The following is a 21,557-nucleotide window of genomic DNA, read 5'->3' on the forward strand; positions in this document are numbered from 1 at the left end:
GGGGGCACTGGGCCGGAGGTTTAGGGAGGGAGGGCGTTATTGGCGCTGCATCGGCGGTGGCGCCGTGGCAGGATTCGACGGCGGCAGCGGGGTGGGTGCCAGCGTGATGCTCGTGGTGCTGGACGTGCTGCGCGGCTTCCGCCGGTCCGGTAGGCAGCATGACGGCCGACGCCGAGCCGACCGGCAAAGCCGCCAGCGACAACGCCATCATCAGCGCCAAGATCGTCCGGAACAGTCGCATCCCGCTTTCAGCTCGCCAAGGGCTATCGGTGATCCGATAGCACGACGCCAGAGGTAAGACTTGTCACGCGTCAATTTCAAGACCGACGCTTATGGATGGCGCGACGGTCTCGATTTGATCGATCATACCCCTGCAGGGTATCCAGGCGCAAGGGTGTCGTTTCGGCATCCGCCACGGGGCTGGGCGCGCGCCGGGCCCCGCATCGAGCTCTTCCTGGTGCCGTGACACCTGTCCGTCGCCTGCTGCCGGCCCTGCAGTGGCCGCCCGGACACAATTCCACATCCATCTAAAGAATTATTCTCGTGGCGCGAAGGAACTCATTCTTCGGCGGCAGCCTTCGAGAAAATGCACTGCTAATCGCCCGGGCTGAATCGACAGCAATGAGTTGAGTGCATCTGTTAGTAGAAATCTATTCTATTAGTTGCGTGTCCCGCGACAGATCGCTGACATGGACACAGCTCAAATCTTCTCCTATTCCGCAAAGGTGGTCCATTTGAGCGACGCGCCGGCACTTAGGTGCCGCGGCGCCGAGGGTAGTGATTCATGACTGAAGATACCGAAGTTCGCAGGACGCTCGCTGAAGGCGCAGCGCGCCAACTCGCCAACGCGACCAAGACCCGTGCGCAATGGGGAGGCATCTCCCCGCGCTGGCTGGTGCCGCTGTTGCAATGGACGCCGGTCGAGGCTGGTATCTTCCGTCTCAATCGCGTCAAGGAAACGCGCGGCGCGACGGCATCGGCTTCGTTCGATGTCGAATGCAGCCCGCGGCGCGACCGCGATCCGGATCTGCCGGAGACCTTCGTCGACTACGAGGAGCATCCGCGCGAGTACTTCCTCAACGCGGTGACGACCGTGCTGGACGTGCAGACCCGCGTGTCCGACCTCTACAGCCATCCGTTCGATCAGATCCAGGAGCAGCTGCGGCTGCTGATCGAGAAGGTCAAGGAGCGGCAGGAAGGCGAACTGATCAACAACGCCGAATATGGCCTGCTCGCCAACACCGCGCCGTCGCAGCGGATTTCGACCCGGAAGGGCCCGCCGACCCCGGACGATCTCGACGAACTGATCACCAAGGTCTGGAAGGAGCCGGCGTTCTTCCTGGCGCATCCGCGCGCCATCGCTGCGTTCGGTCGCGAGTGCACCCGCCGCGGCGTGCCGCCGCCGACCATCAACATGTTCGGTTCGCCGTTCCTCACCTGGCGCGGGTTGCCGCTGGTGCCGTCCGATAAGGTGCCGTTCGACGAAGCCGGCCGCACCAAGATCCTGCTGCTGCGCACCGGCGAGAAGAAGCAGGGCGTGGTCGGCCTGTTCCAGCCCGGCGTGCCGGGCGAAGTGGCGCCGAGCCTGTCGGTGCGGTTCATGGGCATCAACCGCAAGGCGATCGCCTCGTATCTGATCTCGCTGTACTGCTCGCTGGCGGTGCTGACCGAGGACGCGCTCGGTGTGCTCGATGATGTCGAGGTCGGTACGTATCATGAGTACGCCTGAGCCGACTTTGCCGCATCCCGGCTCGGCGGCTTTGCCGCCAGGCGGAGCGCTGCCACAACCGGCGTCGCTGGAGCAGGTGTCCGCCGCAGCGGTCGGTGCACCGGATGTCGCCTCGATCGCGCGGCTGGCCAACGCGTTTTTCTCGGCGTTGCCGACCGGAGCGGTGCCGGAGCCCGGCGCCGCGCTCGGCTCGGCGCCGCTGTTTGCCGCCGAGCCGCTGCACAATGCGATTCCAGGCACGCCGGCGCTATCGCCCTCCTATAAGCCGAACCACAATCCCGGCGGGGCCTCGCCGATCCCCACCGTGGGCGCGGCGCGGCCGTCGGCACCGATCTTCACGCTCGATCCTAATCTGGCGCCGGAGCCGACCACGGCGGTTGGCTCGTTGCCGCAGGAGCTGAAGGTGCCGCTCGCGGCTCCGCCTGTGGCGCCGCCGCCTCCGTCTGCACCGGCGGTACAGCCGGTGTTCGCGCGCGACACCGATCTCGCCGCGCTACCAGGCCGGCTCGACGAATCCCGCAGCTTCGTGCCGCGCACTGCATGGCCGAGCGCGGGGCCATTCGGTGCCGACGCTGCGGCGACGGCAGCGCCGCTGTATTTTCTCGCCGACAATCCGGCCCTGGCCCATGCGACGCCGGCATCGGCCGCGCCGCCCCGTGTCGAGACCTTCGACCTCACGGGGCTGGCGCCGCAGCATCGCACCGACGTGCATGTGCTTGATCTGTCCGGTGCACGGCCGTTCGACGCCAATGTCTTCAAGCGTGATTTCCCGATCCTGCGCGAGACCGTCAATGGTCGGCCGCTGGTGTGGCTCGACAACGGCGCCACAACGCAGAAGCCGCAATGCGTGATCGATCGGTTGGTGCAGTTCTACACGCACGAGAACTCCAACATCCATCGTGCCGCCCACACGCTGGCGGCACGCTCGACCGATGCCTATGAGGCGGCCCGCGACAAGGTGCGCGGCTTCATCAACGCGCCCTCGGTGAAGGACATCGTGTTCGTGCGGGGCGCCACCGAGGCGATCAACCTCGTGGCGCAGGCCTGGGGCCGCCGCAATGTCGGCGAAGGCGACGAGATCGTGGTGTCGCATCTCGAGCACCACGCCAACATCGTGCCGTGGCAGCAGCTCGCCGCTGAGAAAGGCGCTCGCTTGCGCGTCGCACCGGTCGACGATCACGGCCAGATCCTGCTCGACGAATACGAGAAGCTGCTCGGGCCGAAGACCAAGATCGTCGCGTTCACGCAAGTCTCTAACGCGCTCGGCACGGTGACCCCGGTCGCGGATATGACCGCGCTGGCGCATCGCCACGGCGCCAAGGTGCTGGTCGACGGCGCCCAAGGCGTCTGCCACATGCCGGTCGACGTCCAGGCGCTGGATGTCGACTTCTACGCCTTCTCTGGTCACAAGATGTTCGCGCCGACCGGGATCGGCGTGCTGTACGGCAAGGCCGATGTCCTCGAAGCGATGCCGCCGTGGCAGGGCGGCGGCAACATGATCGCCGACGTCACCTTCGAGAAGACGATCTTCCAGGGGCCGCCGGATCGGTTCGAAGCCGGCACCGGTAATATCGCCGATGCGGTCGGGCTCGGCGCCGCGATCGATTACTTGACCCGCATCGGCATGGCCAACATCGCGGCGCACGAACACGAGCTGCTCGCCTATGGCACCGAGCACCTGCTGACGGTGCCGGGCCTGAAGCTGATCGGCACCGCGCGCGAGAAGGCCGGCATCCTGTCGTTCGTGCTCGACGGCTGCCGCAGCGAGGATGTCGGCAAGGCGCTCGATCGCGAAGGCATCGCAGTGCGCGCCGGCCATCATTGCGCCCAGCCGATCCTGCGCCGATTCGGGCTGGAAAGCACGGTGCGGCCGTCGCTCGCTCTCTACAACACCCATGACGACATCGACGCACTGGTCGACGCGTTGCGGCGATTGCAGAGTGGGCGAGGTGTGCGGGCGTGATCGGCAATGTTCAACACAGAACTATCAACGCGTCATTGCGAGGAGCGCAGCGACGAAGCAATCCAGCTTCGTGCACGGCGCCTCTGGATTGCTTCGCTTCGCTCGCAATGACGGGGAGAGTTCGTCACTCGTCGCTTCACAACTAACTCACCGGAGCCGCCCGCATGTCGCAATCCGCCGAGCCCCGTGTCGTCACTGAGCCAGCATGGGACCTCGGCGAGATTGTCGCCGAACTCGCAGGGCTCCGCGCCATCTCCCAGCGGCGGCGCTATCGCGGCCGGTCGCTGCCGGAACTGCCGTCGCGCGAGGCGGTCGCCGGTATCGTCGATGCTTTGGTGGCGGCGCTGTATCCGCGTCACTTCGGGCCGGCGGGGCTGTCGGAAGACAGTCTCGACATCTTTGTCGCCGACACCATCGAGCAGGCGCTGCGCCGGCTGCGCCGCGAGGTCGGCCGCGAACTGCGCCTTGCCGATCTCGACGGCGCCGCCAAGCCCGGCGAGATCGAACAGCAGGCGCTGACCATCGCGGCGGATTTCGCCCACGACCTGCCGCGGATCCGGGCGCTGCTCGACAGCGATATTCGCGCCGCGTTCGATGGCGATCCGGCAGCGAAGAGCCTGGACGAAGTCGTGTTCTGCTATCCGGGCGTTGCCGCGATGATCCGGCATCGCATCGCGCACCGGCTGTACGTGCTCGGCGTGCCGATGCTGGCGCGGATCGTCGCCGAGATCGCCCATGCGCAGACCGGCATCGACATCCATCCCGGCGCGACCATCGGCGAGAGCTTCTTCATCGATCACGGCACCGGGGTCGTGATCGGAGAGACCGCGCGGATCGGCAAGCGGGTGCGGCTGTATCAGGCGGTCACGCTCGGGGCCAAGCGGTTCGAGACCGACGAGCACGGCCGCATCGTCAAAGGCGGCGACCGTCATCCGATCATCGAGGACGAGGTCGTGATCTATGCCGGCGCCACGGTGCTCGGGCGGGTGACGATCGGGCAGGGCTCACAGGTTGGCGGCGGCGTCTGGCTGACGCGCGACGTTCCGCCGAACAGCGTCATCACCCAGGCCAAGGCGCGCTATGACGCCTTCGAGGACGGTGGCGGTATCTGAGGTGGCAAACCTGCGAAAGAATTTTCTCCCGTCTTGCCATTATAGATCAAATCTAAGTCGTGATGTGTCGTCGTTTCGATCCGCGCGTTGTTTTTATTCTCCGGGCATTGCGGTGCGCGGTGCTGGCCGGTAGTCGATAGGGAACGCCGCCACGCGGGCGGCCACCTGGAATCGATGAACGAGCCCATCATGAATGCTCCCTGGCAACCGCCCGCGGGAGAGCGCCCCGCCTTCGTATCGACGCAGCCGACCACCGGTATCCTGATCGACCGTGTCCGCAAGGTGTATTCGGCACGGAAGAGCAGTGCCGAAGTCGTCGCCCTCGACGATATCAGCCTGACCGTCCCGAAAGGCTCCATCCTCGGCGTGATCGGCCGCAGCGGCGCCGGCAAGTCGACGCTGATCCGGCTGATCAACGGGCTGGACAAGCCGTCGAGCGGCCGCGTCGTTGTCAACGGCGTCGAAATCACCGCGCTGTCCGAGCGCGATCTGCGCACCGCGCGGCGCTCGATCGGCATGGTGTTTCAGCATTTCAACCTTCTGTCGTCGCGCACCGCGTTCGGCAATGTCGCCCTGCCGCTCGAGATCGCCGGCACGCCCAAAGCCGAGATCGAAAAGCGCGTGCTGCCGCTGCTCGACATGGTCGGGCTCGCCGACAAGCGTGATCGCTATCCGGCGGAGCTGTCCGGCGGCCAGAAACAGCGAGTCGGCATTGCCCGCGCGCTCGCCACCGAGCCGTCGGTGCTGCTGTCGGACGAAGCGACGTCCGCGCTCGATCCGGAAACCACCGACCAGATTCTCGAGCTGTTGAAGCAGATCAATCGCGATCTGCATCTCACCATCCTGTTCATCACCCACGAGATGGCGGTGGTGAAAGCGCTGGCCGACCGCGTCGCGGTGATCGAAGGGGGCCGGATCGTCGAGGACGGCGCAACCTTCGATGTGTTCGCCACCCCGCGCCACGAGGTGACGCGGCGGTTCGTCTCGTCGGTGACCGGCAGCGGCGCGCCGGACTGGCTCTTGGAAAAGCTGCAGCCGCATCAGCCGCCGGGCGGCCAGGCGGTGCTGCGCATCACCTTCAAGGGCAGTGACGCCAACCAGCCGCTGCTGTCGCGGGTGTCGCGCGATCTCGGCGTCAATCTCAACATTCTGTCGGGGCAGGTCGAGATGATCGCCGGCCATCCGTTCGGCACGCTGATTGTGTCGCTCGACGCCGCGCCCGAGGTGCTGCGCCAGGTGATCGCGCAACTGTCGGCCGGCAACAATCTGGTGGAGCAGCTCGGCTATGTCGCCTGAACTCATTCGCATGATCGCGTCGTCGACGCTCGACACCCTCTACATGGTCGGGCTGGCGGGGCTGTTCGGCACGCTGATCGGCCTGCCGCTCGGCATCTTCCTCGCCACTTCTCAGGCCGGTGAGCTGTTCGCCGCGCCGATCGCCAATCGCCTGATCGGCGTCGTCGTCAATGCGACGCGCTCGACGCCGTTCATCATCCTGGTGGTGGCGATCGTGCCGCTGACCCGGCTGATTGCCGGAACCTCGATCGGCACCGCGGCGGCGACCGTGCCGCTGACGATCGCGGCGATTCCATTCATCGCCCGCGTGATCGAGGCGGCGATCCGCGAAGTCGATCACGGGCTGATCGAAGCGGCGCGTGCGTTCGGCGCCAGCCCGCTGCAGATCGTCCGCAAGGTGCTGCTGCCCGAAGCGATGCCGGCGGTGACGATGGCGCTGACGCTCACCATCGTCAGCCTGCTCGGCTATTCGGCGATGGTCGGTGCCGTCGGCGGTGGCGGCCTCGGGGATCTCGGCATCCGCTACGGTTACCAGCGCTTCATGCCGGAAGTGATGCTGACCGTGGTGCTGGTGCTGATCGCGCTGGTGCAGGGCGTGCAGACGCTCGGCGACACGCTGGCGCGCAAGCTCGATAAGCGCCGCATCCGCCGTCACTGATTTTCGCTGTTCAGACCAGGAGTATCCGATGCGCCGTCTTGCCGTTTCCCTGATCGCGTTGGCCTTCGCCGGCGCCGCCCATGCCGAGACCATCCGGGTCGGCGTCACCGCCGGCCCGCACGCCGAGATCCTCGACGTGGTCAAGAAGGTCGCCGCCGAGCGCGGCCTCGACATCAAGCCGATCGAGTTCACCGACTACGTGGTGCCGAACCAGGCACTGGCGCAGAAGGAGCTCGAGGCTAATTCGTTTCAGCACGAGCCGTATCTGAAGGCGCAGGTCGCCAAGACCGGCTGGAAGATCGTCAAGGTCGCCAACACCATCGCGTCGCCGCAGGGCGTCTACTCGGTCAAGGTCAAGGCGCTCGCCGACCTCAAGCAAGGCGCCACCGTGGCGATCGCCAACGATCCGTCCAACGGCGCGCGCGGCCTGCAGATCCTGGCGCTGCACGGCCTGATCAAGCTGAAGGACGGCGTTGGCGCGACCGCGACCGTCGCCGACATCACCGACAACCCGAAGAAGCTGAAATTCGTCGAACTCGACGCCGCGCAGCTGCCGCGCTCGTTGCAGGACGTCGATCTGGTGTCGATCAACAACAACTACGCGGTGCAGGCCGGCCTCGATCCGTCCAAGGATGCGCTCGCCCGCGAGACCATCGAAGGCCCCTGGGTCAACATCATCGCGGTGCGCGAGGAAGACAAGGACAAGCCCTGGGTCAAGCAACTGATCGACGCCTACCACTCCGATCCGGTCAAGCAGTTCGTCGAGACGCGTTTCAAGGGGACGTATATTCCGGCGTGGTGAAGGGCGCGCCGCGCTCTGCGGCTGCTCCTGACAGATGCGTCATCGCCGGGCTTGACCCGGCGATCCATCAGTCCAAGGTGCGCGCTACGCGCGCGATGGATCCGCGGGTCAAGCCCGCGGATGACTTTGTATTTGCGGTAACGCCTCAACTTCAATCAACCTGGCCAAACAACTACGCCGCCTCGATCCGCAGAATCGTAGCCCGGATGGAGCGCAGCGCCATCCGGGTCCTTTAATAACGCCGTGCTTAACGGCAGGCGCCGCCCCGCATTTCGCTTCGCTCCATACGGGCTACGGGACTCGTCGCCTGTCAGCAAACGCCCCATTCCCGTCATTGCGAGCGCAGCGAAGCAATCCAGAGGCCTCGTGCACGGGACTGGATTGCTTCGTCGCTACGCTCCTCGCAATGATGGTGAGGGTAGGGCAGCGGCGGAACGCTGACGCTCCGCCGCCTGGACTTAAGTCGTCCACCTGTCCTCAGTCCTCTTCCTCAGCTCCACACCCCACTGCGCCGGTCTTCGACCCGCTTGGCTTTGTGCGTGGCGCGCGGCAGGGTGTCGGGCTTCAGCACCGAGACCGCGGCCGAGACTCCGGTGATGGCCTTGAGCTTGCGTTCGAACCGGTCGGCGAGCGTGTGAGTCCCGCCGTTGTAGCCGTGGATGTGCTCGACCTCGACGGTGAGACGGTCGAGGTGATTGATCCGGTCGACCACCAGCCGATATTCGCCGGTCAGCTCATGATCCTGCCGCGCGACGGCTTCGACGTCGCTCGGGAACAGGTTGACGCCCTTGATGATCAGCATGTCGTCGCGCCGGCCGTGGACGCCGTTGAGGCGGATCGCGGTGCGGCCGCAGCGGCACGGCTCCGGATTGAAGCTGACGATGTCGCCGGTGCGGAACCGGATCATCGGCCGCGCCGTTTTCTGCAGGGTCGTCAGCACCATTTCGCCGCGGTCCCCCGGTTTCACCGGTTCGCCGCTGTCGGGATCGATCACCTCGACCAGGATGTGATCCTCGGCCCAGTGCAGCCCGTCCTTCTGCTCGCACATTCCGGCGCAAGAGCCGAAGATGTCGGACAGACCGTAATAGTCGTACACCGACGCACCCCACAGCTGCTCGATGCGGTCGCGGGTCTCCGGGATCGAGCCGCCGGGCTCGCCGGCGACGAAGATCCGGCGCACAGCGAGGTCCTTGCGCAGGTCGTAGCCTTCCTTGATCGCGGTTTCGCCGAGATACCAGGCGTAAGACGGCGTGGTCCAGATCACCGTGGCCTGGAATTGGCGGAGAATCTGCAGCAGCCGGTCGGACGGAATTGTGCCGGCGTGGATCGTCAGCGCGCCGAGCTTCTGCGCGCCGAGCACGCACGGCCCGCCGATGAACAGCGAGAAGTTCAGCGAATGCACGTAGCGATCGGTCGGCCGCATTCCGGACGACCAGAACTGCCGTGCCTCATAGTCGATCCAGCCGTCGAAGTCCGATTGCGTGAACGGCGAGGCGGTCGGGACGCCGGTCGAGCCGGACGATGCGGAGATATAGACGATGTCGCGCTCCGGCACCGCGACGAGATCGCCGAACGGCGGCACGGCGATTTGGCGGTCACGCAGCGTGCGCTTGTCGATGAACGGAAAGCGGCGGATGTCGCCCAGCGATTTGATCTGGCCCGGCGAGACCTTCGCGGCGTCGAACGCGGCGCGATAGGCCGGCGAGCCCGCATAGGCGTGGGCGACGTGCTTTTGCAGCAGCGACAGTTTCAGCGCGTCCCAGTCGGCGCGCGATTGGGTTTCGAGCTTGGCGTCCCAGTACGGGCGCTCGTCGGAAGTCGCGGTCATGTGCGGTGGTCCTGAATGCGGACGACCGGCCGTGGAGCCGGTCGCGCTATCGATGGAAGGATGAACAGGCGATCGTTGCGACGGCGTCCGGTGTCACCAGGTGGTGAGAATGGTGCCGTTGAAGCGTTGCTCGGTGAAGGCCTTGACCTCCGGCGAGCGATAGATTTCGACGAACTTCTTCAGCGTCGCATTGTCCTTGTTCTTGGCCTGCACCGCGAACACCAGGTTCCAGTTGGTGTCGGCGCCTTCGAGCAGCAGCGCGCTCTTCGGGTCGAGCCCGGCGCTGAGCGCGTAGTTGAGATTGACCGCGGAGAAGTCGAGGTCGTTCAGCGAGCGCGGCAACTGCGCGGCGTCGAGTTCGACGATCTTCAGATGCTTGGGGTTCTCGGCGATGTCGGCGATCGTCGCCTTGATGCCGATGCCCGGCTTCAGCTTGATCAGCCCGGCCTTCTCGAACAGCTGCAACGCCCGGGCGCCGTTCGACGGATCGTTCGGGATTGCGGCGCTGGCGCCGTCCTTGATGTCGGCGATGCTCTTGACCTTGTTCGAATAGATCCCGATCGGCACGATGATGCTCTTGGCGATCGACACGATATCGTAGCCGCGCTGTGCCACCTGGTTGTCCAGATAGGGCTGGTGCTGGAAGTTGTTGATGTCGAGGTCGCCCTGCGCCAGGGCAGCATTCGGCACCGTGTAGTCGGTGAATTCGGTGATCTTCAGTTCGATGCCCTGCTTGGCGGCAAGATCGCCGGCATAGCGCAGGATCTCGGCATAAGGACCGGCGGTGGTGCCGATCCGGACCACTTCGGTGCTGTAGGCCGGAGCCGAGGCGGTGAGTGCGGCGAAAGCTGCCGCGGCGAAAACGAGTTTACGTGCCATGGGAATTCAACCTCGAGACGTGACCATCTTGGTGGTCGTGGTTTGCGGGGAAACTACCGGCCGCCCGAAGCAGCGGCCATTTCGAAATCCGCGACGAGACGAGATCGGGATTTCCCGATCTGCCGCCATCGCAGAAAATTCGTGTCGCGTGTGCGAGCCGTGATGCCCGTCGCACCTTCGCGCCGCGCGCGACGCGAAGGTGGCTTGGGCGCCGTTTGGGTGACGAGAAGCTGGCCGCTGCTGGTTACTGCAGCCGCGGGCGGACATCTTTCGCGCAGCGGGTCGCGGCCTTCTGGGCGGCGACCAGCGAACCGAACGACTGTCGCTCCAGACTGTTGAAGTCGTGATGGGCCGCGAAGAAGCAGAACTTGCGTCCGTCCCGGACGACGATGCCGGCGGTGCGGGCTTGAACTTCGATGACGTAAGCGTCGGACATGACTCTCCCACTGGCAAAGCCAGCGCCTTCTGATCTCTGATGATGTCGGTGGTGTCGAAACGGTGTCGGCGTCAGCCGAGATTCATTCGACAGCTACAACAGAGGCCGGAGCGGGGAAGAGAAAGTCGGGCGGATGTCGAGCCCGGCGCAATCGCACGCAACGAAATGGTTGCGCGATGGTCGGAGGCAGGTCGTTCAACAATGATCGAGATGATGGCGTTCATGAGCCGATCTCCGTCAACAAAGGAGCCCACGAGCCGTGTCGTGGCGCTTTAGCGATTAAACCCGCGGCGCAAGCTGCTCCGTCAAATCCCGCGATCCGAGCCCACCAAGAACGTCGGACGAGTCAAATCTGCCAGACACCGATGTGAAGTCAACGCGTACCAAAAAATAAGATCGATTTGGCGCGGGAACGCGCGAATGAGAAAGCGCCGTGGTCTGCTCCATCGGATGAAGAGAACTTCCTGCTGCAGCGCGCACACCTGCGAACCAGCCGGAATCAGGCACTCGGTTCGCAAGTCGGTTGCGCATCGCATGCTCACTCACAACAAGCTTTGGATTCCGGGAGAAGTTGCGAGTCACTCCTGATCAAAGGCTGGGACGCCCCCTCCGACAGGCGGGCTTGATGAGGGACCGATGTCTCGATCAAATGCCGCGTCGGCACTCCGGTCTCGCAGCCTCGCATGGACGAACCTATCCCTTCTCCTCCGGTGAGCGAGGATCCAGAACGCTGGTACTGCTCCAATATGGTGGGCGTACCGGTCGGGCTGATCGGCTCGACCGCGTTCAACCGCTGTTTGCGCCGGATCACCATCCATGGCACCCGCGAGACGCACCCAGGTCTGTTCCGGCTGCTCGCCGCCTGCGAGTATCCGGCGACCGCCGCCGAGGTGTTCGAGCATTACATGGAGCTCGAGTTCGGCCTCGCGCCGGGAGCGCATGGCCCGTCAGCCGCACGGCACCCGACCTGCTATCTCGATCTACTGCGCGGCTGGGGCGTCGAATCCGATTGCCCGAAGGCGGCGGTGCTGAAGGGCTGGGTCGAGAGCCGGTTCGGGCTGGTGCCAACCTTCCACAAGCAGCGGCTCGGGCTGTTTCCGTCTGCGGCGTGGGCGACTTACTTGCAGGAAAAGACCGACGCCCGCTTTCACAACAACTGCATCTTCCAGCAGTTCGACCTGCTGTACGAATACTGCCAATGGAGCATCCGCCACTTCAAGACACCGGGGCCGCGTTTCGTCCGGCTGTGGCGCGGCACCAACGACGTCGAGGATCAGCTGATCGAAGGTGATGCCCGTAGCCGTCTGTGCACAGTGCGGCTGAACAATCTGGTGTCGTTCAGCGATTCCAAGGAGCGCGCCGAGGAATTTGGTGATTGGGTGCTGGAGACCGAGGTGCCGACGGCGAAGTTGTTGTTCTTCCCCGGCCTGCTGCAGCGGCATGTGCTCGGCTATGAAGGCGAGTTTCTGGTGGTCGGTGGAAACTACAAGGTTCGGGCGTATCACGGATGGTTTTGAGGGCCGTTGTGCAGGATATCGTCCCGGTTCGGTGATGGCCTATCAACGAGTCATTCCGGGGCGCGCGCGAAGCGGGCGAACCCGGAATCTCGGCCACGAAGAATAACCTCGGGATTCCGGGTTCGCGGCCTTTCGGCCGCGCCCCGGAATGACAGCGTGGGAGGCTGATCCGATCAATCGGTCTCGCCGGGCTGCTCGGGGCGCGGTTCGCCGAAGCCGTAGGCTTTGCCCTTGATGCTGTCGATGTCGATCCGGATCACCTTGGTGATGCCGAGCTTTTCCGCCGGATAGTCGAACTTGCGGTCGGTGAACCGGCTGACGATCAGATCAAGTGCCTTGGTCTTTTCGGCGACGTCATCGACGAAATTGGCGCGGCCGAAGCCGATCACGGTGCGGTGCTTGGCTTCGAAATCGCAGGCCGCTTCGGCGGTGACGACGCCGTTCTCGGTCGTCACCTCGAAGCAGACGCGGTTGTTGGTCTTGAGAATCTCGATCTTGGTGCCGCCGCTGGCCGAATGGACATACAGCGCCTTGCCGTCGAAGCCGTAGAACACCGGCACCAGGAACGGCACATTGTCCCGCGCCAGCGCCAGATGCAGTACCTTGTCGCTCGCCAGGATCGCGTCGATCTCGGTGCGATCGGTGATTTCGCGGCTGCGCCGCCGCATCGGTCGGGACAACAGGTCGGAAGCGGGTTCGGTCATTCCAGGTCTCCTAGATGCGCGGCGCTCCGGCTTCACCGGGACCGCTGAATCGGATCGTCAGCAGGCGCAGGACAGCTTCGAGGCCAGCGCCTTGATGTCGGTGTTGATCTTCGGCACCGGATAGCGCGGCTGGACCGCGGGGCAGGCTTCGAGCGCCGCGATCGCGGGCGCAGGCAGGCCGCGAATGCGTGCACCGGCGAGGATGAAGTCGAGATAGTCGCGGCTCGGCGGCTGTTGCGGCCCCATCTCGGTCTTACGGTGAAACAGCGCGTCGAGAACCTGGCCGTTGTCGTCGATGACTTCGACCGGGTAGTGGAAGTACGATCCGCCGCCGTCGAGCTTGACGCCCTGCCAGGCATCGAAGCGGTCCAGCTCGGTGGCCGACAGCTCGTAGAGCACGCCCCACACCTCTGCGCCGGGCTCGTCCACCAGGGTTTCGAGGCCGCTGTCCCAAACTTCCGAATGGCCGTGGAAGCCCAGCCGGTAGTCCGGCAGCCGGGCGATCGCGCGGATCTTCGGCTGGCACAGGCGCACCATGATGTGCTCGGGGTTCAGCGTGGCCCCATAGGCGAACAGCAGCGTGGTCGGACGGCGGGCCGGCTTGGCGCGCGGCGCGGTCGGGAACGGCGTGGTGAGCGTCGGGGTCATGTCGCTTCTGCCTGTTGCTTCGGGGTGATGGTGGCGGCGACGCCGAGGCCGGGCAGCTCCATGATCTCGGCGTCCATATCGAGCGCGCGCATCGCGCGGGAAAACCAGCGCGGAATGTGATCGCAGACGAGATCGAGCTGACGGAACGGCGTGCCGGTGAGGAACGGGATCAGGATGTCCCAGGAGTTCAGGCCCGGATCGTCCTGCAGCAGCCGCACCAGATCGAGCCGGAAGTGACCGCTGTCGTCGTCGCCGACCAGCACCGGCTTGATCTCGTCGAGATCGCTGCCCGCATCGTCCTGACGACGGCGCCGTCGGCGCGAGCGTCGCTCGGCGCGTGCGGCCTTGGCGCTCTGCTGCGCGCGCTCGTTCTCCTTGCGGGCGATTGTTTCGAGCTGGGTGAACAGCGGGCCGTGCGACTGCCAGGTCTGCACGCCCATTTCCTGCAGCAGCGAATTGACGACACCGCGCACGCTCCGGGAGAGAAACAGCCGGCAGTCTTCCAGCTCGGGCACCATTGCGGCGAGGGATGCGTGAATCTCGGCCAGCCCATCGTCCGGCCGCACCGCGAAGCGGATCGTCTTGCGAACCTTCCAGACTTCGCCGTGCTGTTCGAACAGCAGGATCACGCCCTTGTCCGAGACCTTTGTGATCTCGCCCTCGGCGTCGACATAAGCTGCGATCTTCATCGGTTGTCTCGCGGCCGTCAGGAGAAAGAAGAGTCCGGCGACGGACATGGCAAACCGTCGCCGGACGAGATCATGACCGTGATCACCACACGTTCAGGATCCATTCGCGGTTCTTCTTGACCTCCATGTCGTTGAACAGCGTGTTGGCCATCTGTTCGGCGAGCCAGGTCGCGCCGGCGTAGCCGACGACGGGATAGCGATACAGGCCGGCGCGGTCGTAGGTCGGGAAGCCGACCCGCAGCATCGGGATGTTGTAGTCGATCGCGACGAACCGTCCCTTGGAGTGGCCGAGGATCAGATCGAGTTCGAGGCCGTTCTTGATGCGGTCCTCGAGCTCGAACAGGTCGGCGTTGGTGATGATCTCCATCGGGTAGTCGACATTCTCCTTGATCGCCGCGATCCGCGGGTCCTTCTCGTAGCCGGCGTTCTCGTCGCCGAGCAGCAGCAGCACCGGTTTCATGCCGAGATCGAGGCAGTATTCGGCGAGACCGAGCACGAGATCGGGGTTGCCGTAGATCGCCACCTTCTTGTCGGCCAGGAACATGTGGGCGAGGTCGGTGATGGCGTCGAGCGCGACGCCGCGTTCCTTGACCAGCGATTCCGGGATCGGCTTGCCGGTCATGTCATTGACGTTACGCAGGAAGGTGTCGGTGTTGCGGATCCCGATCGGGGTCGGGCCGATCACCGCCGGCACGTCCCAGCGGGTCTGCAGCCAGGTCGCGGCCTGGCCGCCTTCGTAGCGGTTGAGCGCGATGGTGCCTTGCGCGTCCGCAGTCGCAGTCAGCTCGGCAATCGTGGTCGAGCCGTGCGACACCGCGCTCTTGTCCGGCATCAGCGGACTGTCGAAGCTCTCGATTTCGAACAGCACGTTGGCCTCGACCTGCATCTCGGCCAACAGATGCTTGAGCTCCTTGACGTCGCCCGGATTGACCCAGCCGGTGATCAGATTGATCTTCAGGCTCGGCTTGTCCTTCTTGGAGAAGTGCTTGACGAAGTCGCGCACCGCGACGTCGTAGCCCGTCACCATGCTGCCGACGAAGCTCGGGCAGTGGATCGGGATCAGATGGACCTCGCGGTCCGGATACTTCACGTCGAGCAGTTCTTCCTGCAGCTTGGTGACGACGCCGTCGACGTCGTCGCCGATCACCTCGGTCGAGCAGGTGGTGATGATCGGCACCACCTTGACGTGGGGATAGCGCATCAGCAGCACGTCGACCGCTTCCTCGACGCGGTCGAGCGCGCCGAACACCGCGCCGTCCTCGTGCACCGACGAGGAGGCGATTTCGAAGCTCTCCTTCAGGTGCTGCGAAATCAGCAGGCGGACGAACATCACGCAGCCCTGGCCGCCGTGGACGATGCCGATGCAGTCCTTGATGCCGATCGAGGCGTATTGTGCGCCGGCCGGCTGACAGGTGAAGATCGGATTGATGGTGCCGATCCGGTCCTTCGGCTTGAATTGACAGTTCATGGCGAGGGTCCAATCAATAGTGCTTGTCGGTGAGCTCTTCGTTGAGCGAGCCGGTGACGGTGAGATAGTCGATGCGGGCGTGCAGCTCTTTCATCAGCGCCTTGATGTCGTCCTTGGACATCGTGGCGAGCCACGGACAGGTGGCCTGATAGGCGCGCTGCAGTGTCACCGAATCGACCCAGTAGCAGCGGTCCTCCGGCGTCTCCGGCGTGAACGGTTCGCCGGCGAGCAGCTTGGCGGCGATGCCGAGAATGCCCTCGTTCTGCCGCTTGCGATCCCAGGCCCGCGAGTGGAACTGCCAGAGGCAGTTCTTCATGATCCAGTCGACCATCTGGTCGACCCGGGCCTTGGTGACGTCGTCGAGTGCTTCGTAGGCGGCGAGCGAGGCGGCCGCCGCGGCGGCGTCGGCCGGGAACGGATGCTCCGAGGTGACTTTGTAGGTGATCTTGGTCATGGGGCTCTCGTCTCACTCGGCCGCTTCGGCTTTGACGATCGGGGTGAAGTAGGGCGGGTTCTTCTTGCGCAGGTCGGCGATGATGTCGTCCTTGCCGGTGTAGCGGCGCAGGCTCTCCGACTTGGCGATCTCTTCCGGCAGCTTGGCGTCGGACAGCATGCGCTGGGTGACGAAGCCGCGATCGGTCGGGATCTCGTCCTTCGAGATGTCGAGGCCCGAGAGCTGATGCATCGGCGAGTAGATGCCGTTGTAGATGTCGCGGGCGAAACGCACCCAGCCTTCGAAGCCCTTGTACGGGCCGTTGTGATAGGCGTGGGCGTTGAGGTACGGGACGCGCACCTTCTTGGCGACTTCGCCGGGGCGCTTGCCGGTGAAGATGATGTCCGGCTGCAGCTTCTCCAGCGCCTCGAGGCCTTCGAGTTCGTTGGGGTCGTCGATCGCCAGCGCATCTTCGCCGCAGCGCGCGATGCCTTTCTCCATGTCGCCCTGGTGGCCGAACTTGGTGTAGACTGAGACGACCTTGACGCCCATCTCCTCTTCGATGGCGTGCGCCCAGTGCCACAGCTTGGAGCCGCCCGGCCACAGGCAGACCTTCTTGCCCTTCAGCCGTTCCTTGTACCAGTCGAGTTCCGGCTTCCAGCGCGCGGTCTCTTCGGCGATGATCTTCTCGGCGCGGTCTTCGATGCCGAAGAACATGCCGATCTTGCGCAGCGACTGCGACAGCGGCTCGAAGCCGAAGCCGTCGATGTCGAGCCGCGGGATGCCGTAGCGCACGCGCAGCTCGTTGCAGATGTATTCGGCCGAGCGGGCGCATTCGAGCACGTTGAGATGCGCGCGGTGCATCGCCCGCAGGCCGTCATAGGTGCCGTTGCCGGTGAAGGTCGACAGCACCTGGATGCCCATCCGGGTGAAATAGTCGAGCATCACCTCCTGGTCGCCCTGGATGTTGTACTCGCCGACATAGTTGATGACGTAGTCCGAGGTGATCTCGGGCTCGACGTTGCCGACCTTGTCGTTGATCCAGGCGATATTGATCTTGTGGTGGCCGCCGGACTGGCTGGGGCCGCCGAAGCCGGGCGAATTGCAGGTGAAGATGTCGACGTCCGGCATCTCCTCCATCACCTCGGCGGCGACCGCGTTGATGTCGTCGCCGATCAGAGCGGTGGCGCAGGTCTGGTAGATCGTCATCCGCTTGATGTCGGGGCAGGCCTTGAACGCCTCGATGATGTTCTGCTTCAAGAGGCCCTCGGCGCCGAACACGATGTGCTTCTCGCGAACGTCGGTGGCGAAGGTGTATTTGAGCTGGAAGTTGTTGTTGTCGGAAATGTAACGCTTGGTCTGCCAGGTGTCGTAGGTGCAGCCGACGGGGCCGTGACTCATGTGAATCACGTCCTTCATCGGCGTGCCGATAACGTGCTTGGCGCCGCAATAGGCGCAGCCGCGCTCGGAGATCGATCCCGGGATGGTGTTGAGATAGCCGAGCGGAAGCGCGGTGGCGAGATTGTCGCCGGTGCCCTTGGTGACGGCGTGCTTCTTACGTTCGGGGAGACATTTCGAACAGTCGAACTCGTGATATGGCATCTTGTTGTCCTCGTGCGGGAAGTACGCCGTCAGGCGCGGGGTGCGCAGGTCAGTCCATCAGGCCGTATTTCACGACCATCTTTTCGAGTTCATCCATCGTCAGCGGCTTCGGAATCACGAAGTCCTTGTTGTCGATGATCGCGGCGCCGAGCTGCTTGTATTCGAGCGCCTGATCGGCCTCGGGATCGAACTCGGTGACGGTCTTCTTGTTGAACTCGGCCTTCTGCACGATGTTGTCGCGCGGCACGAAGTGGATCATCTTGGTGCCGATCGCCGCGGTGAATTCCTCGAGGAATTCGCGCTCGCCGTCGACCTTGCGGCTGTTGCAGATGATGCCGCCGAGCCGCACGCCGCTCTGCTTGGCGTATTTGACGAGGCCCTTGCAGATGTTGTTGGCGGCGTAGATCGCCATCATCTCGCCGGAGGCGACGACGTAGACTTCCTGCGCCTTGCCGTCGCGGATCGGCATCGCGAAGCCGCCGCACACCACGTCGCCGAGCACGTCGAAGAAGATGAAGTCGAGATCGTCGGTGTAGGCCTGGTTGGCCTCCATCAGGTCGATCGCGGTGATGACGCCGCGGCCGGCGCAGCCGACGCCCGGCTCGGGACCGCCGGATTCGACGCAGCGGATGTCCTTGAAGCCGCTCTTCACCACGTTCTCGAGCGTCACCTTCTCGGCGCCGAGCGTGCGCAGCGTGTCCATCACGGTGTCCTGCGGCTTGCCGCCGAGGATCAGGCGGGTGGAGTCGGCCTTGGGATCGCAGCCGTGAATGAAGATGTTCTTGTCGTGATAGAACGCGAGCGCTGCCGCCGTGTTCTGAGTGGTCGTCGATTTTCCGATGCCACCCTTGCCGTAGATCGCCACCTTGCGCGTCATCTGCTGAAACTCCTGCGATGAGTTGATCAGGACGATGAGTTGTCCATCGCCTCGCTATCGTTAAGAGCAACGGGCGTGCCAACGTGCGCGCACGCCTCGGCGCGACATCGGAAGTACGCGAAAGGGAAAAAGCCGAATGCGGGCCGCGGGCGACGGATGCTAAGCGTTCGCAGGCATCCGAGATGATGCGATGATGAGGTCTGACGAGCGAGCGCCGAGAACGCCCGTGGATTGGTCACTGTGTTCGGCGGCGACGACGACGCGGACAGGGCCCGCGGAGGCGGCGCCTCAACTCTCCGTCGCGAGCCGGCAATCGAAATGTTCGTCTGACGTAAAATCTCGAAGAGGCGTGACGCGAACCGTAACTTCCGGCCGGTTTGCGCCGGGCTCGGGGAAAGTCACGTCTGGCGTAAATTTCGGTGCCCAGAGTTACCGGGTGGTCGATTGCGCGGACGCTCTGCACCAACGCTCTGCACCAACGCAAAACGGCGGCTCGTGAGAGCCGCCGTTGGACATTTCGATGCACAAGATGAGAAGGTGTCAGTTCCGCGGCCGGAGCCCAGCGGTGCGGAACGTCTTGTAGGTCAGGCCGTGGCGGTCCATCCGCAGGCCGAGCATCCGCCGCGTCAGGCCGAGCGCGGTGGCGGCCTGGCCGACATTGCCGTTCGAGGCCTTCAGTGCCTCGACGATCATTTCGTATTCGACCGCCGTGACACGGTCTTCCAGCGTGCCGCTGAAGCCGGTGCCGGTCTCGGTCGGTGTCTGCAGCGATGGCGGCAGATCGTAACCGTGGATCACGCCTTCTTCGGCCAGGATCACCGATCGTTCGATCACGTTCTCCAGCTCGCGGACGTTGCCGGGCCAGTGATAGCTCATCAGCATGTTGATCGCCGGCGTCGAGATCCGTTTGATCGGCTTGCCGATTTCGGCCGAATAGGTGGTGACGAAGTGGTCGGCGAGGGTGATCACGTCGGAGCCGCGATCACGCAGCGGCGGGATCGTGATCGGGAACACGTTGAGCCGATAGAACAGATCTTCGCGGAAAGTCCCCTCGGCGACCATCTCGGCGAGGTTGCGGTTGGTGGCGGCGATGATCCGGACGTCGACCTTCACGGGCTTGGCGCCGCCGACGCGCTCGAACGTGCGTTCCTGCAGCACGCGCAGCAGCTTGGCCTGCGTCGGCAAGCTGAGTTCGCCGACCTCGTCGAGAAAGATCGTGCCGCCCGAGGCTTGTTCGAAATAGCCCTTGTGGGTTGCCACCGCGCTGGTGAAGGCGCCGCGTTCGTGGCCGAACAGTTCGCTTTCCGCGAGCGCTTCCGGCAGCGCCGCGCAGTTCGCCTTGATGAAGGGGCCGTCGGCGACCGGGCTGTTGTAGTGCAGGGCGCTCGCGACCAGCTCCTTGCCGACGCCGCTTTCGCCGAGCAGCAGCACGGTGGCCTTGGTCGAGGCGACCTTGTGCACCATGGCGTAGACGTCCTGCATCGGCTTCGAATTGCCGATGATATTGGCCGGTCGAAAACGCTGTTTCAGCTCGCTTTTCAGCCGGCGGTTTTCGGCCTCGAGCCGCACCTTGTCGACGTTCTCGATCAGATAGAGTTCGACCGCCGGGGCGATCAGCGAGGCGACCATGGCGAGCAGCTCGGCGTCCTGCTTCAGCAGGCGCTGATTCATATAGACGCGCTCGGCGCAGATCGTGCCGAGCACCTTTTGGGCGAGCACGATCGGCACGCAGAAGAACGCCAGCTTGTCCTGCTTGCGGCCCTTGTTGTGGGCGCGGGTGCGATCGAGGAAATCCGGGTTGTCGATCACCCGCGGGATGATGATCGGCTTGCCGGTCTCGACCACCTTGCCGGTAATGCCCTCGCCGGGTGCGTAGATGCCGCGGCCACGTTCTTCCTCGGTCAGTCCGAAACTGTCGTGGATGAAGATCGCGTCGGAGTGGCGATCGTACAGCATCATCACGCCGCGCTGCATCCGCATCTGCTGGCGCATGCCGTCGAGAATGATCGACACCAGCGTGGCGAGGTCGGCGTTCTGCGTCAGCACCTGATTGATGCGAAACAGGATCTGCAGCACGTTGACCCGGCATTCGCCGGTGAAGCAGTGGGTGAATTCGTCGACGAATCCTTCCGGTTCGCCGCCGAGGTCCAGCGGTGCGAGACGTTTGGGCGGCTCGGGCGCGATGGGGGCGGCAGGAGCTCGGCGGGAATTTTGGGCCATCGGCATCGCTCACTCCACCGGCAGGATCGTCAGCGTGATCGTTGAAGTGCTGATGCCGCTGAGTTGCAGCAGCAGCTCGCCGCTGGACAGCTCGTAGCGCACCAGCTTGCGGATCCCATCGCAAGTCGGGGCACCACTGAAGCCGGTCGGCTTCAAAACATGGTCGCTCTCAACGGCATCGACCCAACCGGCCGCGGACAGCGCCACCGTGTAGCTGCCGGCAGTGCCGACCTGCTTGACACGGAAAAAGCCGGCGAAGCGCTCCGGCGCGGAGCTGCGTCCGGGCTGCTTTGGCAGAGCGGCGTCGGCGGCGGGCTTCAAGGACAGGACGATCGCGCCGCTTGGCCGCGCGTCCAACGTCTGACCCGAGTGAAGTTGGGTGCGATCAGGCGCGGAGAAGCTCGCGCGCTCCCGATCGATCGGCCATTTGAAGGCGGCGCAGCCGTTCGGCTCCGCGGCCACGGCCGTGCTGGTAGAAAGTCCGAGAAGGATCGGAATGATCGCGGCCTTCCGGGCGCGTGCGATCGACATCATGCAGGCTCCAACCGTCGACTCGCAGAATATGCGGTCGAGTTGCAGATGGTTGGAACCCTCGTTCCTGATGACGGCGGGCGCTTACGGCGCGGCACCGTCAGCAGGATAGCAAAAGCGACGCGAGATGAAAGCGCGCTGCATCAAAAGCTGCGCGCCTCCGTG

19 protein-coding genes and 1 pseudogene are annotated in these 21,557 nt (G+C 64.5%); 7 read left to right on the plus strand and 13 right to left on the minus strand.

The window, feature by feature from the left end:
* Positions 1–241, minus strand: a pseudogene (locus tag DY468_RS24675) (hypothetical protein); the annotation flags it as partial.
* A gap of 543 nt (positions 242–784) precedes the next feature.
* Here DY468_RS24675 and DY468_RS20950 point away from each other — a divergent pair.
* From DY468_RS20950 to DY468_RS20975, 6 genes are all read left to right on the plus strand, one after another.
* Positions 785–1,729: a family 2A encapsulin nanocompartment shell protein gene (locus DY468_RS20950; protein WP_013503751.1), complete on the plus strand. Its 945-nt coding sequence runs from the start codon at positions 785–787 to the stop codon at positions 1,727–1,729.
* Complete coding sequence (locus tag DY468_RS20955) at positions 1,716–3,692, plus strand: family 2A encapsulin nanocompartment cargo protein cysteine desulfurase (RefSeq protein WP_164607003.1); 1,977 nt, start codon at positions 1,716–1,718, stop codon at positions 3,690–3,692. The genes DY468_RS20950 and DY468_RS20955 overlap by 14 nt, the downstream gene beginning before the upstream one ends.
* 164 nt (positions 3,693–3,856) lie before the next feature.
* Positions 3,857–4,804, plus strand: a complete 948-nt coding sequence (gene epsC / locus DY468_RS20960; RefSeq protein ID WP_164607005.1) for a serine O-acetyltransferase EpsC — start codon at positions 3,857–3,859, stop codon at positions 4,802–4,804.
* A 189-nt stretch (positions 4,805–4,993) separates the two neighbouring features.
* Entirely contained in the window at positions 4,994–6,100 is a 1,107-nt protein-coding gene (locus tag DY468_RS20965) for a methionine ABC transporter ATP-binding protein (protein ID WP_164607006.1), read from the plus strand.
* A complete protein-coding gene (locus tag DY468_RS20970; RefSeq protein ID WP_107343465.1) occupies positions 6,090–6,758 on the plus strand; it encodes a methionine ABC transporter permease in 669 nt (222 codons plus the stop codon). Before DY468_RS20965 ends, DY468_RS20970 begins: the two co-directional genes overlap by 11 nt.
* 28 nt (positions 6,759–6,786) lie before the next feature.
* Complete coding sequence (locus DY468_RS20975) at positions 6,787–7,560, plus strand: MetQ/NlpA family ABC transporter substrate-binding protein (protein ID WP_164607008.1); 774 nt, start codon at positions 6,787–6,789, stop codon at positions 7,558–7,560.
* A 490-nt stretch (positions 7,561–8,050) separates the two neighbouring features.
* On the opposite strand, the gene DY468_RS20980 is transcribed toward DY468_RS20975, so the two are convergent.
* The 3 genes from DY468_RS20980 to DY468_RS20990 all read right to left on the minus strand — a co-directional run bounded on the left by DY468_RS20980 (position 8,051) and on the right by DY468_RS20990 (position 10,703).
* Positions 8,051–9,388, minus strand: coding sequence for a phenylacetate--CoA ligase family protein (locus DY468_RS20980; protein WP_164607010.1), 1,338 nt, complete (start codon positions 9,386–9,388; stop codon positions 8,051–8,053).
* A 93-nt stretch (positions 9,389–9,481) separates the two neighbouring features.
* On the minus strand, positions 9,482–10,267 hold the full coding sequence (locus DY468_RS20985) for a MetQ/NlpA family ABC transporter substrate-binding protein (RefSeq protein ID WP_164607012.1): 786 nt from the start codon (positions 10,265–10,267) through the stop codon (positions 9,482–9,484).
* Between the two features lie 244 nt (positions 10,268–10,511).
* Positions 10,512–10,703 carry a hypothetical protein gene (locus DY468_RS20990; RefSeq protein ID WP_107354681.1) on the minus strand — a complete coding sequence of 64 codons (192 nt, stop codon included), beginning with the start codon at positions 10,701–10,703 and terminating at the stop codon, positions 10,512–10,514.
* 683 nt (positions 10,704–11,386) lie between these two features.
* Here DY468_RS20990 and DY468_RS20995 point away from each other — a divergent pair.
* Complete coding sequence (locus DY468_RS20995) at positions 11,387–12,220, plus strand: NAD(+)--dinitrogen-reductase ADP-D-ribosyltransferase (RefSeq protein WP_164607014.1); 834 nt, start codon at positions 11,387–11,389, stop codon at positions 12,218–12,220.
* A gap of 173 nt (positions 12,221–12,393) precedes the next feature.
* Here the strand turns inward: DY468_RS20995 and DY468_RS21000 are convergent, their stop codons facing one another.
* The 9 genes from DY468_RS21000 to DY468_RS21040 all read right to left on the minus strand — a co-directional run bounded on the left by DY468_RS21000 (position 12,394) and on the right by DY468_RS21040 (position 21,392).
* Positions 12,394–12,924, minus strand: a complete 531-nt coding sequence (locus DY468_RS21000) for a pyridoxamine 5'-phosphate oxidase family protein (RefSeq protein WP_164607015.1) — start codon at positions 12,922–12,924, stop codon at positions 12,394–12,396.
* A gap of 57 nt (positions 12,925–12,981) precedes the next feature.
* Positions 12,982–13,572, minus strand: a complete 591-nt coding sequence (locus DY468_RS21005) for a gamma-glutamylcyclotransferase family protein (RefSeq protein ID WP_164607017.1) — start codon at positions 13,570–13,572, stop codon at positions 12,982–12,984.
* The gene (gene anfO / locus DY468_RS21010; protein WP_164607019.1) at positions 13,569–14,261 is read right to left on the minus strand and encodes a Fe-only nitrogenase accessory protein AnfO; all 693 of its coding nucleotides are present in this window, start codon (positions 14,259–14,261) and stop codon (positions 13,569–13,571) included. The genes DY468_RS21005 and anfO overlap by 4 nt, the downstream gene beginning before the upstream one ends.
* A gap of 82 nt (positions 14,262–14,343) precedes the next feature.
* Positions 14,344–15,729, minus strand: coding sequence for a Fe-only nitrogenase subunit beta (anfK, locus tag DY468_RS21015; protein ID WP_164607021.1), 1,386 nt, complete (start codon positions 15,727–15,729; stop codon positions 14,344–14,346).
* Positions 15,730–15,742: 13 nt separating this feature from the next.
* Complete coding sequence (gene anfG / locus DY468_RS21020) at positions 15,743–16,183, minus strand: Fe-only nitrogenase subunit delta (RefSeq protein ID WP_164607023.1); 441 nt, start codon at positions 16,181–16,183, stop codon at positions 15,743–15,745.
* A gap of 12 nt (positions 16,184–16,195) precedes the next feature.
* Positions 16,196–17,764, minus strand: coding sequence for a nitrogenase iron-iron protein, alpha chain (gene anfD / locus DY468_RS21025; RefSeq protein ID WP_164607026.1), 1,569 nt, complete (start codon positions 17,762–17,764; stop codon positions 16,196–16,198).
* Between the two features lie 49 nt (positions 17,765–17,813).
* Positions 17,814–18,641, minus strand: coding sequence for a nitrogenase iron protein (nifH, locus tag DY468_RS21030; protein WP_110784737.1), 828 nt, complete (start codon positions 18,639–18,641; stop codon positions 17,814–17,816).
* 540 nt (positions 18,642–19,181) lie between these two features.
* Positions 19,182–20,867, minus strand: coding sequence for a sigma-54 interaction domain-containing protein (locus DY468_RS21035; protein WP_246701072.1), 1,686 nt, complete (start codon positions 20,865–20,867; stop codon positions 19,182–19,184).
* A 3-nt stretch (positions 20,868–20,870) separates the two neighbouring features.
* Positions 20,871–21,392: a hypothetical protein gene (locus DY468_RS21040; protein WP_349644313.1), complete on the minus strand. Its 522-nt coding sequence runs from the start codon at positions 21,390–21,392 to the stop codon at positions 20,871–20,873.
* Between the last annotated feature and the right edge of the window lie 165 nt (positions 21,393–21,557).

The organism is Rhodopseudomonas sp. BR0M22 (assembly GCF_010907035.1).
In the GTDB taxonomy this organism is placed as follows: domain Bacteria; phylum Pseudomonadota; class Alphaproteobacteria; order Rhizobiales; family Xanthobacteraceae; genus Rhodopseudomonas.